The 12,488-nt window shown below is 65.3% G+C and carries 15 protein-coding genes; all 15 read right to left on the reverse strand.

What is annotated here, in order from left to right; genetic code table 11:
• Nucleotides 1–21: 21 nt before the first annotated feature.
• The 15 genes from clpA to IV088_RS00940 all read right to left on the reverse strand — a co-directional run bounded on the left by clpA (nucleotide 22) and on the right by IV088_RS00940 (nucleotide 12,464).
• Nucleotides 22–2,358, reverse strand: coding sequence for an ATP-dependent Clp protease ATP-binding subunit ClpA (clpA, locus tag IV088_RS00870; RefSeq protein ID WP_291096682.1), 2,337 nt, complete (start codon nucleotides 2,356–2,358; stop codon nucleotides 22–24).
• A 92-nt stretch (nucleotides 2,359–2,450) separates the two neighbouring features.
• Nucleotides 2,451–2,816 (reverse strand): ATP-dependent Clp protease adapter ClpS, encoded by a 366-nt coding sequence (gene clpS / locus IV088_RS00875; RefSeq protein WP_291097066.1) that lies wholly within the window; start codon nucleotides 2,814–2,816, stop codon nucleotides 2,451–2,453.
• A 352-nt stretch (nucleotides 2,817–3,168) separates the two neighbouring features.
• Nucleotides 3,169–3,627: a nitrogen fixation protein NifQ gene (locus tag IV088_RS00880; protein ID WP_291096683.1), complete on the reverse strand. Its 459-nt coding sequence runs from the start codon at nucleotides 3,625–3,627 to the stop codon at nucleotides 3,169–3,171.
• A gap of 6 nt (nucleotides 3,628–3,633) precedes the next feature.
• Nucleotides 3,634–3,948, reverse strand: coding sequence for a ferredoxin III, nif-specific (gene fdxB, locus IV088_RS00885; protein ID WP_291096685.1), 315 nt, complete (start codon nucleotides 3,946–3,948; stop codon nucleotides 3,634–3,636).
• A 113-nt stretch (nucleotides 3,949–4,061) separates the two neighbouring features.
• Complete coding sequence (locus IV088_RS00890) at nucleotides 4,062–4,259, reverse strand: CCE_0567 family metalloprotein (protein WP_291096687.1); 198 nt, start codon at nucleotides 4,257–4,259, stop codon at nucleotides 4,062–4,064.
• 143 nt (nucleotides 4,260–4,402) lie between these two features.
• Nucleotides 4,403–4,891, reverse strand: coding sequence for a NifX-associated nitrogen fixation protein (locus IV088_RS00895; RefSeq protein WP_291096689.1), 489 nt, complete (start codon nucleotides 4,889–4,891; stop codon nucleotides 4,403–4,405).
• A complete protein-coding gene (nifX, locus tag IV088_RS00900; RefSeq protein WP_291096691.1) occupies nucleotides 4,888–5,298 on the reverse strand; it encodes a nitrogen fixation protein NifX in 411 nt (136 codons plus the stop codon). Before nifX ends, IV088_RS00895 begins: the two co-directional genes overlap by 4 nt.
• 140 nt (nucleotides 5,299–5,438) lie before the next feature.
• Complete coding sequence (nifN, locus tag IV088_RS00905; protein ID WP_291096693.1) at nucleotides 5,439–6,842, reverse strand: nitrogenase iron-molybdenum cofactor biosynthesis protein NifN; 1,404 nt, start codon at nucleotides 6,840–6,842, stop codon at nucleotides 5,439–5,441.
• A gap of 24 nt (nucleotides 6,843–6,866) precedes the next feature.
• On the reverse strand, nucleotides 6,867–8,369 hold the full coding sequence (nifE, locus tag IV088_RS00910; protein WP_291096695.1) for a nitrogenase iron-molybdenum cofactor biosynthesis protein NifE: 1,503 nt from the start codon (nucleotides 8,367–8,369) through the stop codon (nucleotides 6,867–6,869).
• Nucleotides 8,370–8,503: 134 nt separating this feature from the next.
• Nucleotides 8,504–8,983: a ferritin family protein gene (locus tag IV088_RS00915; RefSeq protein WP_291096697.1), complete on the reverse strand. Its 480-nt coding sequence runs from the start codon at nucleotides 8,981–8,983 to the stop codon at nucleotides 8,504–8,506.
• Nucleotides 8,984–8,997: 14 nt separating this feature from the next.
• A complete protein-coding gene (locus tag IV088_RS00920; RefSeq protein ID WP_291096701.1) occupies nucleotides 8,998–9,354 on the reverse strand; it encodes a hypothetical protein in 357 nt (118 codons plus the stop codon).
• Nucleotides 9,351–11,057 (reverse strand): ATP-binding protein, encoded by a 1,707-nt coding sequence (locus IV088_RS00925; RefSeq protein ID WP_291096703.1) that lies wholly within the window; start codon nucleotides 11,055–11,057, stop codon nucleotides 9,351–9,353. Before IV088_RS00925 ends, IV088_RS00920 begins: the two co-directional genes overlap by 4 nt.
• A gap of 19 nt (nucleotides 11,058–11,076) precedes the next feature.
• Entirely contained in the window at nucleotides 11,077–11,562 is a 486-nt protein-coding gene (locus IV088_RS00930; protein WP_291096705.1) for a hypothetical protein, read from the reverse strand.
• A gap of 177 nt (nucleotides 11,563–11,739) precedes the next feature.
• Nucleotides 11,740–12,114, reverse strand: coding sequence for a hypothetical protein (locus tag IV088_RS00935; protein ID WP_291096706.1), 375 nt, complete (start codon nucleotides 12,112–12,114; stop codon nucleotides 11,740–11,742).
• 2 nt (nucleotides 12,115–12,116) lie between these two features.
• Nucleotides 12,117–12,464, reverse strand: coding sequence for a 2Fe-2S iron-sulfur cluster-binding protein (locus tag IV088_RS00940; protein WP_291096708.1), 348 nt, complete (start codon nucleotides 12,462–12,464; stop codon nucleotides 12,117–12,119).
• Between the last annotated feature and the right edge of the window lie 24 nt (nucleotides 12,465–12,488).

Consider the following 12,488-nt stretch of genomic DNA (forward strand, 5'->3'; position numbering starts at 1 on the left):
ACACGGGAGGGAACTGACCGCTCAGCCCGTGGTGGCCTCTTCCGGCTTGGCCTTGCCTTCTTTCTTGGGCACGGGGAGGATGTCGAGCTTCACTTCCTGCGTCTCTTTGCCGTCTTCACCGGTCTTGGTTTCCAGGTCCACCGTCAGGCGCCCGCCATCGACCAGGCGACCGAACAGCAGCTCGTCGGCCAGCGCACGACGGATCGTGTCCTGGATCAGGCGCTGCATCGGACGCGCCCCCATGAGCGGATCGAAACCCTTCTTGGCCAGGTGCTTGCGCAGCGCGTCGGTGAACGTGACTTCCACCTTTTTCTCGGCCAGCTGGCCTTCGAGCTGCAGCAGGAACTTGTCCACCACCCGCATGATGACGTTCTCGTCGAGCGCCTTGAAGCTGACCATGGCGTCCAGCCGGTTGCGGAACTCGGGGGTGAACAGGCGTTTGATGTCGCCCATCTCATCACCCGATTCGCGCGGGTTGGTGAACCCGATGGTGGCCTTGTTCATGGTCTCGGCACCCGCGTTCGTCGTCATGATGATGATGACGTTGCGGAAGTCGGCCTTGCGCCCGTTGTTGTCGGTCAGCGTGCCGTGGTCCATGACCTGCAGCAACACGTTGAAGATGTCCGGGTGCGCCTTCTCGATTTCATCGAGCAGCAGCACGCAATGCGGCTTCTTCGTGATGGCCTCGGTCAGCAAGCCACCCTGGTCAAAGCCCACGTAGCCCGGAGGGGCGCCGATCAGGCGGCTCACCGCGTGACGCTCCATGTACTCGGACATGTCGAAGCGCAGCAGGTCGATGCCCATGATGTAGGCCAGCTGCTTGGCGGCCTCGGTCTTGCCGACACCCGTGGGGCCGCTGAACAGGAAGGCGCCGATCGGCTTGTCGCTCTTGCCCAGGCCGGAGCGGGCCATCTTCACACTGGCCGCCAGGACTTCCAGCGCCTTGTCCTGACCGAACACCACGCTCTTCAGGTCGCGCTCCAGGGTCTGCAGCTTGCCGCGGTCGTCGTTGGAGACGTTGGCCGGCGGGATGCGCGCAATCTTGGCCACGATCTCTTCGACCTCGGTCTTGCTGATGGTTTTCTTGCGCTTGGACATCGGCAGGATGCGCTGGGCGGCACCGGCTTCGTCGATCACGTCGATCGCCTTGTCGGGCAGGTGGCGGTCGTTGATGTACTTGGCGCTGAGCTCGGCCGCGGCCTGCAGGGCGGCCAGGGCGTACTTGACGCCGTGGTGCTCTTCAAAGCGGGACTTGAGCCCCTTGAGGATGTCCACCGTCTCCTGCACGGTCGGCTCGACCACGTCCACCTTCTGGAACCGGCGGCTCAGCGCGGCGTCTTTCTCGAAGATGCCACGGTACTCGGTGAAGGTGGTCGCGCCAATGCACTTGAGCTGGCCACTGGACAGCGCGGGCTTGAGCAGGTTGGACGCGTCCAGGGTGCCGCCCGAAGCCGCACCCGCACCGATCAAGGTGTGGATTTCGTCGATGAAGAGGATCGCGTTGGGCTTGTCCTTCAGCGACTTGAGCACGCCCTTGAGGCGCTGCTCGAAGTCCCCGCGGTACTTGGTGCCGGCCAGCAGCGCGCCCATGTCCAGGGAATACACGCTGGACTCGGCCAGGATCTCGGGCACGTCACCCTGCGTGATGCGCCAGGCCAGGCCCTCGGCAATGGCGGTCTTGCCCACGCCAGCCTCGCCCACCAGCAAGGGGTTGTTCTTGCGGCGGCGGCACAGGATCTGGATGACGCGCTCGACCTCGTACTCGCGGCCGATCAGCGGATCGATCTTGCCGTCTTTGGCCAGCTGGTTGAGGTTCTGGGTGAACTGCTCCAGGGGCGAGGCCTTTTCGTTCTGCTTCGCTTCGCCAGCCTCTTCGTTTTCGGCCGCGCTCTCGCCGGGCTTGTTCGCCTCGGGTGGATCGCTTTTTCGGATGCCGTGAGCGATGAAGTTCACCACGTCCAGGCGCGTGACGCCCTGCTGGTGGAGGTAATAGACGGCGTGGGAATCTTTCTCACCGAAGATCGCCACCAGCACGTTGGCACCAGTGACTTCCTTCTTGCCGTTGCCGGTGGACTGCACATGCATGATGGCGCGCTGGATCACGCGCTGGAAACCCAGCGTGGGCTGGGTGTCCACCTCGTCGGTGCCGGCGACCTGGGGCGTGTTGTCCTTGATGAAATTGGTCAGGGACTTGCGCAGGTCGTCGATGTTGGCCGAACAGGCCCGCAACACCTCGGCGGCGCTGGGGTTGTCGAGCAAGGCGAGCAGCAGGTGCTCGACCGTGATGAATTCGTGTCGCTGTTGCCGGGCCTCGACGAAGGCCATATGCAAGCTGACTTCAAGTTCCTGGGCAATCATGGACGCTTCCTTTGGGCTGGGGGTGGTCTGAAACGCGAACGTCTGCGGGGTGAATTAGAGGGAAGAGACCATCAAATGGGGCGGATACGTCTTTATTCAACAGGTTCGCTCAGGCATTGCAGCGGATGACCTGCGCCACGGGCCGCTGCCAGCACCTGATCGACCTTGGTGCCAGCCACATCGCGGGAATACACCCCGCAGATGCCTTTGCCTTCAAGGTGGATCTTCAACATGATCTGGGTCGCGGTCTCGCGGTCCTTGCTGAAAAATTCCTGAATCACATGCACCACGAACTCCATGGGCGTGAAATCGTCGTTGAGGAGCACCACCTGAAACATCTGCGGCGGTTTGACTCGCTGCGTGCGACGCTCAAGCACCACCGAGTCGTCACTGCCCACGCCGGGTGGCAAGACGGGATTGGGAGGTTTTTTCGGATTCTGGGTCGCCATGAAAACCATTCTAGCGGTCCCGCCCGAGCATCCCCGCGGTGGGGACAAATGGTGGAGCGAATCGCCACGGATGGGCTGGAAAGGGCCCGGGATGGCGCATGGCAAGGGCGGGTCGGCATGGTCTGATTGTGGGCCGCCCGGCAAGTTCAAAACCACCGAGTAAGCGCACTTCCAGGGGGTATATGTGATTTTTAAGGCATTGACGGCGGTGGACCGAGGTGGGGATCGCCCCCTCAGCGATCGGCCGACCGCCAGCCACCCCAGCGGTTCGGCCATGTCCGACCGATGGCGGCTCCCCAGCCGTGCCCCTGCCCGGCTCGCCAGCCGAGAGGGTTCCCCGGGGTTCGCCATCGCCACGGGATCAGCCGCCCGATGACGCGTTCACCAGGGTCGCTCGCGGTTCAAGGCGATCTGGCGCACCCAGCTCCGGGCCGAAACACACCCCATGATCGGAACAGTCGCCGCAGCTGGGCGACTTGCAGATCAGGATCTCTTCCCGTTCGCACAGCTGGCGGTAGAGAAACTTCTTCCACCTCATGTTCTGCGTGTTGCGCGCGGCCAGCGCGGGAAAGATGTGGGCGATCAGCGCCGACAGCGCCTCGCGCGACGGCATGCCCAGGTCCTGCCACAGGTGCCGGTCCCCCAGGGTGGCGCAGGCCAGCGTCCACGACAGCTCCAGGCGCTCGGCCGACGTGGTCGCCGAGAGGTCGGCATGCGCCAGCAACAGGCTCTGCACCTCGTCCACCTCGTCGCGTCGCACGCGGATCAGCGGCTCCAGGGCGGCCCAGTCGGGAGCAGGTTTCACCAGCAGCGTGGCCATGGCCGCTCACGCCGCCGGGGCCGCGGCGTGCGTGTAGCACTTTTTCGGGCAGATCTTCGAGCAGGCGGTGCAGCCGATGCACAGCTCCTGGTGCGCGATGGTCATGACCTTCTTCTCGTATTCCTCGTCGTCATCATCGTCGTCGAGGCTGACCGAGATGCGCTCGCCCTCGTCGGTCAGGCCCACGAGTTCGAGCACGCCGCGCGGGCAGACCTTGAAGCAGCGGCCGCAGCCGATGCATTTTTCCTCGTCGAGCGAGGCCACAAAAGTCGGCGTCCAGGTGGCGCCGCTGGGCAGGGTGACGCTGAAATGTTCGCTCATGAGACAAACTCCTTGGCGGTGTGAGCGGCTTCGTGCAAGGCACCCGTGGAACCGGCTGTGCCGGGCCACCAGGTGCGTCCCCGTGGGGGAAGACGCGAAGCGGCGCAGGGGGATCAGGTGATGGCGGCGACGGCCTTGCGCAGGTCCATCAACGTGGCGTGGGTGTCGTGGCAGCGCTGGGCCACCGAGAGGATGTTTTCCCACCCTGTCGGCAGGTCCTCGGACAGGTCGTGCAGGTCCATCTTGGCCTGCGTGGCCTGGGCGTTGGCCTTCTTCAGGCGCGCCTTGAGTTCGTCGGTGGTTTCACTCATGGTGATACTCCAAAGGGTACAGATCGAGCGAAGTGACTTCGCCGGGAACACCGCGGAACCGGCTTTGCCGGGCCGCAGGTGTTGCCCCCTTGAGGGGGGATTCGGCTACACGCAGTGAGCAAGAAACGGGGGTGGGCTCCATTTCAGGCTCCGTATTGAGCAACTGCGGGGAACTCGCGGATCATGGCAACGGCCTCGGTCAGGAACTTGCTGCCCGCGTCGGACAGCTTGGCCAGCGAGGGGAAACCGAAGCGGTGCACGTCGCGCAGCTGCTTGTTGACCACCACCAGGCGGCCGGCGATCAGCACCATGCGGCCAAAGCCTTCGTGGCTCATCTTCATCATGGGTGAAACCATCTGGCCGGTCTCGCGCTCGATCGCCACCGCGATGGCGTTGTAGAAGATCTCCAGGTGCCACAGCGTCTCAGGGTCCGGGTCGCCCATGATGGGCAGCGCGCGACGTTCCTCCTCGGTGTGGATGAAGGGCTTGAGCAGCTGCAGGTCGGTCTTGCCTTCCCAGCTGCCGTGCGTGTCCTGCGCGCGCATCTGCTTGATCAGCTGCTGCACGAAGGGCGTGGTGAGAAAAGCCTCATCGCTCTCAGGCGCGAGTTCGGGGGTGGCGGTGGCGTTCATGGGGTGACCTCGTCGTCTTCAAAATCGAATGCGCGTTCTTCGTCCTTGGCCAGGGCCTTGCGCAGCCAGGGCGGCGGCGTGCCTTGCAGCACGGCCTGCAGCTTGTCCAGGATCTCGTTGATGTTCTCGGGCTGCGGCACCTTGATCGGGTGGATCTTCATGGCCACGACACGCGCCGCGCCCGAGCCTCCGATGGCCGCCACATAGAGGATCGCGCAGTCCTTGATGGCCTCGAGCTTGGGTGCGAGCTTGTCCTCGTCGCCGTCTTCTTCGAGCTTGTCGCCGAACTCGAAGCTCTCGACAAACTGGTGGCCGGCGGCCGAGATCTCGTAGACAACGATGCTCTTGGCCCAGCCGAAGTGCGCGTCCACGCGCTCCTTGTCCTGGGTGGCGAAGGCGATCTTCATGGCGTTTCTCCTGGGTGGGTCAAAAGTTCCTGAATGCAGACGCCGGTCCAGAGCACCCGTGGAACCGGCTTCGCCGGGCCACAGGGTGCGTCCCCCTGCAAGGGGGAAGACGCGAAGCGGCGCAGGGGGTGTCTCATATTTCAGGCGCTGGCGGCTGCCAGCTGGGTGGATGGGAGGCGATCGCTGCCGCTGCCGTCGAGCCGGCGTGTGGCGAGCTGCGCTTCGGGCGTGAGCGGCCAGTCGCCTGCGTGGTGGTGGGCGATGCGCTGAATCATCAGGTTGGCGATTTCAAAGATCAGGTTCATGGTGCCGCGGTAGCCCACGCTCACCTTGTGCGCGTTGCCGATGCGGTCGAACACCGGAAAGCCCACGCGCAACAGCGGTTTGTCCAGGCGCTCGGCGGCCTGCCGGCCATGTGAATGCGTGACCAGCAGGTCGCAGTCGGCACCAGCGGTCTCCAGGTCTTCGAGATCGCCGAGCAGCACCTGCTCGGCCGGCAGCAGGGCATGGGCGGGCGACTGCGTGGTGCTGATGCAGCACTTCAGCTCGGCGCCCATGTCGTGCAGCAGACCGCCCAGGGCCAGCAGAAGGTCGGGCTCGGCGGCGATGGCCACCTTCACGCCACCGGTGTAGAAATGGCCGTCGAGCATGGCGTCGAGCAGCTGGCTGCGCTGACGCCGGTACTTGGCCGGCACGGGCTTGCCCGACAGCTGCGAGAGGCGCAGCAGGAAGCGGTCGTTGCAGGCCAGGCCGGTCAGGCGCTCGAAGATCTCCAGCGGCGTGCCGGCGATGGCTTCCAGCGCCTCGGCGCCTTCGCGCGTCTGCTCGCCGATGCCCAGCGTGAAGGCCGAGGCGCCCGCGGCGCGGATCTGCTCGAGCGTCGTACCGCCCAAGGTGGTGCCGCGCCAGTCGGGCGCGATGTGGCCGTCGAGCGAGCCCGAGATGTCGGGCAACACGATGGGGTTCAGGCCAAAGGCCTGGACGATCTCGCGCAGCTCGTCGATGTCGCTCGGCGTGAGGTGGCTGCCGGGCAGCAGTGTGACCTGGTCAGCCACCACCGGCAGCGGTTTGACCAGCGCCTTGGCGATGGCGGTGATGGCGTGTTTGAAGCCGTCTTCGAACGCGCCCACGTAGTCGGGCGTCGACACGTACACGATTTCCGTGTCGGCCAGCTCGGGGTGGCGCTGGCGCGCGGTAACGAGGTAGCCGTCGACGTCGTCACCCTTGGTTTCGGTGAGACCGGTGGAGCAGATGGCAATCACCTGGGGCGCATTGCGTTTGCGGATGTTGAGCAGCGCCGCTTCGAGGTTCTCGTAGCCACCCATGATGGTGGTGACCTCGTTCATGGCCGTGGTCTGCAGCGGGATCGCTTCCTTGAAATGGCGCACCAGCAGCACCAGGCCAAACGAGGTGCAACCCTGCGAGCCGTGCATCACCGGCATGCAGGCGTCCAGCCCCAGAAAGGCGAAGCTCGCGCCCAGCGGCTGGCTCATCTTGAGCGGGTTGACGGTGCAGGCTTTTTTGGATTCGACGACGCGTGCCATGACTGTGCTTTCGGTGCGGGTGAATCAGACGGGGATTTCTTCGGGCTCCAGGCCCATGGCCTTGGCGGCGACTTGGCTCAGGTGATCGGTGGACGTTGCTGTCACGGTGGGCGTGACAGCGCCCAGGGTTTCGCCGTCGTCGCCCCAGGGCGCGGGGATGCGCACCTGCTGCCACACCGGGTTGAAAATGGCGCGGTCAATCTCGTGCACCAGCTCGACCATGCCCTCGTAGCCGCCGTAGGGGTGGTGGCGTTCCTGGTTGATGTCCAGCCAGGGCATGCGCGCCTTGAGCGCCACGAACTGCGAACGGCCGCCGCTGAGCATGATGTCGGCGCGCGCTTCTTTCAGCATGGCGTACATCTCGCGCGGCGTCATGTCGTCGATCATGTGGGCGTCGGCGCCCTCGCCCATGATCTCCTTGATTTTTTCCTTGTCTTCCTTGGTGCTCTTCTTGACGCTGGTGCCGACGATTTCCATGCCGCCCTCCTGCAGCGCGGCCACCACCGACCAGGACTTCACGCCACCCGTGATCAGCAGCACGCGCTTGCCCTGCAGGCGCTTCTTGTATTCGGCGATGCGCTTGTAGGCGCGCGCTTCTTCCACCTCGATCAGGCGCTCGGTGCGCTCGATGAGTTCGGCGTCGGCGCCCTGCTTCACCAGCAGACGCGCGATCTCGCGCAGGGTCTCGCTCATGTCGCTGATGCCGTAGAACGAACCTTCGAAATACGGGATGCCGTAGCGCTGCTCCATCTTGGTCGCGATGTTGATCATCGACTTGGAGCACACCATCATGTTGACCTTGGCGCGGTGCGCGCTGGCGATCTCGTTGTAGCGGCCGTCGCCCGAGATGCACGAGAGGATGCGGATGCCCAGCGCATCGAGCAGCGGCTTGACCTGCCAGAGTTCACCGACCAGGTTGTATTCGCCAATGATGTTGATGTCGTAGGCGGTGGTGTACTCGGGCTCGACGGTGCCGATCACGTAGTCCAGGATGGCTTCGGCGCCGAGCTTGTTGCCCAGGTTCTTGGGGCCAGCGAAGCCGGGCGCGTTGACCGGGATCACCGGCTTGCCGAACTTCTCGGCGGCGCGCTTGCACACGGCTTCGATGTCGTCACCGGTCAGCGCGGTGACGCAGGTCTGGTAGACGAAGACCGCGGGCGGGTCGTACTTTTCAATGATCTCGCGGATGGACTTGAACAGGCGCTTCTCACCGCCGTAGATCACGTCGAGCTCGTTGATGTCGGTGGTGAAGCCGCTGCGGTAGATGGTGGAGCCGCTGGACGCGCTGTGGCGGTTGTCCCAGGAGTTGCCTTCGCAGGCGATGGGGCCGTGCACCAGGTGGGCCACGTCGACCACGGGTTGCAGCGCGATCTTGGCGCCGTCGAAAGCGCAACCGCCCGCCGCCGCGCCGGGTGAGAGCTGCTTGGTGCAGCCCTTCTTGCGTTCCTTCTCGCTCTTGCCCTGGTTGATGTCACAGCCGGGCTCTTCGAACACTTCGGCGATCTTGGCCTTGAGCGATACAGACATGTCGGACTCCAGACGGTGGGTTGAGAGTCACTCTGCAAGTTGGGTGCCAGGCTTTTTTCAGGCTTTTGGGCCGGTTTTTTGGCGATCTGTGGCGGGTTTGAAGGGAATGTCGCGGGCGCTTTGCGACAGGGGGCTCATCGACCCAGCGGTAGCTTCTGGCCGCTGCGGTGCAAGGCGATCCAGCGCTCCAGCTCGGCCACGTGCTGCGCCTCTTCTTCCACAAACTCTTTCGCCAGCACCTTGATCTCGTGGTCGGTCGTGGTCTGCAGCACGTTGTCGTAAAACGCCAGACCGGCGCTCTCGGCGTCGAGCGCCACCTGCAGCGCCTGCTCGATGCCGATGAAAGGATCGGCGGCCCAGATCGCGGCGGCTTCGGGGCTTTCGATGTCGGGCCACTGGTAGTCAGCTTCGCTCAACGTGGGCAGGTTGCGGTAGCCGGCGCGTTCGCGAGCGTCGCCCAGGTGCAGCAGCGAGTAGTCGGCCAACTGGCGGAACAGCTGGGCCACCTCGGTGTTGCCGGCCGTTCGCATGGCGTCGGCGAGCTGGCCGAAGCGCAGCGCGGCTTCGTTCTCCAGCTGGATGGTGTGGGCCAGAAATTCTTCTACGGATTCCATGATGTGTTCCTCGGTCAAAAACCCAATTCGAACCAGGCAGGCTCTTTGTGGCGCAGCTGGGCGATCAAATCCAGCGTGGCCGGCACCAGGGCGTGGATGCCGTACCAAACCTCTTCGCGACGCGGCTGGCCGTCGCCCTCCAGCAACTGCTGCAGGTGCGCCCAGCCGTGCCAGTCGATCTGCACCAGGCGCAGGCGCAGCGGCTCTGGCCAGTGCGCCAGGGTCTGCGCCATGCGCAACAAATGCATCTCCACGCAGGCCAGGGTGTTGGCGCTGGCGAACAGCTCGTCTTCGCCCTGCAGCTCGGCGAGCAGGCTTGTCATGACCTCGCCGCTGTTCTGCAGGATCAGGTACTGCATGCGGGCGATCATGGTGTGCTCACCGGGTCCAGCCCGCGGAACATGGCGCAGCGCAAAAACACCTCGCGGCTCGCGTCCACCTGCTTGTGGCGGCAGTACTTGGCGACCAGCTTGGCCAGGCCCTTGATGTCGCGCCCGGTCGCGGCCGGGAACAGATCGGCCAGCATGCCCGGCATGGCGGGCGCCAGATCCAGACCGAACTGTTCGCCCATCACACCCCAGATGCGCGCGCGGGCGGCCGCGTCGGGCGGGTGGTAGCGGATCAGTGCGATGCAGCGCGAGACGATGGCTTCGTCGATGTCGTCGACGCGGTTGGTGGTGAGGAACAGCAGGCCGTTGAAATACTCCAGCACGCGCAGGAAGACGCCCACCACAGCGTTCATGGTCAGGTTGTCGTCGCGCTTCTTGATGTAGACGTCGGCCTCGTCAATCAGCAGCACCGCGCCCCAGCGCTGGGCGCGCTGCAGCACCTCTTTCAGCGCCGTCTCCATGGTGGCCACGTTCAGGCCGAGCTGGCCCGAGTGCACCCGGTACAGCGGGCGCTGGATGTTCTCGGCGTAGACCTCGGCGGTGAGCGTCTTGCCCACGCCGGGCGGGCCGGCGCACAGCACCGTGGTGCCGCCCGACTTGCCCGCGATGATGTCGTCCATCAGCACGTCCATCTCGGCGGTCAGGATGTCGATCAGGTCGGTCTGCTCGGGCGGCAGCACCAGCAACTGCTTGAGCTGGGGTTTGTAGGCGTAAGGCTCGAGGTCGTCCACGTGCACCCAGACATGGTGGTGCAGCTCCAGGTGGAACATCAGGATCAGCGGGTGCACCGGCAGCTGGCGGAACAGGCGGGGTCGGTCCTGCAACGCGGCCTTCAGCGCCAGCACCTCCTGCTCGGCGTCGTATTGGCTGCTCTTGGCGGCCTTGTTCAGGTAGTTGGTGAGCAGCTCACCCGGGGTTTCCAGGCTGGTGTCGCGCTGCTGCAGCACGGCTTCGTCGTTCACCAGGCGCGCCGCTTCACCCTGCGCCGAGAGGATCACGATGTCCTTGCGCAGCCAGTCGCTGTCGCGGTGGGTGGCGCTCGGGTCGGACGCGTGATAGGCCAGGCCGCGGCCGAGGAACTGGGCACCGCTTTGCGCACGCCAGTCGAAGTACGTGGCCACCGAGCTTTCATACGCGCGCAGCAGCTCAGGTATTTCGCGCACCAGGCCACGCGCGAGCAGCAGCTCGGCCACGCTGCGGCCGATCACGTCGTTGCCCGAGAGGCGCAGGGTCTGGTTCACCAGCCCACCCTTGGCGTTGGCCTTGAGGTCGATGGTGACCTTGCCGGTTTCGTCGTTCGAGGGCGGTGTGTAGTCGATGCGTGTCGGGCACCAGGCCAGCGGCACGCCGTCGGTGTCGGCGCTGAACAGCCAGCCGTGGGTGCTGCCCTCGGCCAGGTAGGCCACCAGGGCGGGCACCACATCTTCCAGCGTGTCGGCCGTGAAGCGCTGGGCACCGGGTACGCCGAGCAGACCCCGCAGCGAACGCAGCTGCACGGCGCGGCGCTGCTGGGCCGGGCCGCCTGCGTCCCAGAGCTGGTCAAGCCGGTCCAGCACCGGCGCACTGAGCAAGCGCAGCCGGGTCTCGGCGTGTTGGCCGAAACGCAGCTGGTCCGTCAGACCGGCCAGCTCGGGGAATTCCCCGGCCAGGGTCTGGGCATGGGGGCGTTCGATGCGCAGCTTCATGGCCGTGGATCGGTGAGGATCAGTTGTCGTCGGCCAGCACTTCCAGCGCGACCAGCTGTTCGTAGAGCGCGCGCCGCGCGTGCCAGAGCGCTTTGCCGGCGATGCGCGGGTCGGCACCTTCAAATGCGCCGATGGCGTCGCGGTCGCCGCGGTAGACGCAGGTGAGCCCGCCGCGCGCGGCCAGCGCCGCTTCGAGTGCCGCGGCCTCGCTCACCGGCTCGGCGCTCAACACGCCGCTGCCGAGCAGGTGGTCTGCCCGGTACAGCGGCGCGTCCCAGCCGTGGCTGTCGCCGAGCGTGCAGATGGCCGGGTAGCGTTCGCGCGCCAGCGCATCGACCTCGGCGTGGCCGATGTCTTCCAGCAGTTCGCGCGGGCTCAGGCTGTCGAAGATTTCCCACGGCTGCAACGCATCGCCAGCCTCGACCTTGCGGGCGAAGTCGGCCTCGTCGTAGGCGAACCAGGCGCGCGGTGCGGCTTGTTCGGGCACTTCCACCACATAGATCATGGTTTTCTCCGTGGCCGCGAACGGCGCTGGTTCAATGCCAATTCAGATTTCAATACCGCCAGACCACAGGCCCTGCGCCTGAAGGGGAGCGCCCTAGGGCACCGCCGGGCCGGCTTTGCCGGACGGCCAGTGCCGCCCCCTTGAGGGGGGCGCGCGAAGCGCGGCGGGGGTGGGCCATCACTCCACGCCTTCGGCGGCGGTCTTGGCCCAGACCGCTTTTCTGAGGCGCTGCGTGATGCCGGCGGGGCTGGCATCGAACTGCCGCTGCGCAATCGACAGGGCGCCCTGGGCCACCGCCGCTTCAGGCAGGGTCAGGGGCAGGCGACCCGCCACATGGGTCGCGCCCAGCACCGCCTTGGCGATCGCCTGGCGGTTCGGGTGCTCGTCCATGGCGATCAGGTTGTCGGCCTCGCGCACACCACCCAGACACACCCAGCCGTCGATCACCTCGACCTTGCGGCCGTCCTGCGTGGTCTTGATGTAAACCGCCTCAAGGGCCATGCTTCCCGACCCATCGGGCGCCGGTGCTGTGGGGGTAGCGGGCGTGTTCATGATCAGAACTTCACGACGATGTCTTCATTGCGCACGATGAACTGGCAGGCCAGGCGCCACGGGGGCGGCAGGTCCTTGGTTTCGGCGTCGGTGATCTGCTGCGCCGTGATCTTGCCGGCCAGCTTCAACACGGTCTTCTCTTTTTCCGTCAGCGCCACGCCGTGCGGCGTGTTGCCCGACAGCACGGTCACCTGCAGCTGGCAGGAACCGCACTCGCCGTTCTCGCACTCGAAATCCAGCGGAATGTCGTTGGCCTTGGCCACCGCCAGCAAGGTCTTGGTATCCCCCGCGATGGCATAGACCGTGAGGTCCTTCTTCATCCGCGGAGAACTGAATGTCACGTTGGCCATAGGGCACCTCTAGAAAGATAAAAA

It is taken from the genome of Hydrogenophaga sp. (assembly GCF_018780075.1).
GTDB lineage: Bacteria > Pseudomonadota > Gammaproteobacteria > Burkholderiales > Burkholderiaceae_C > Hydrogenophaga.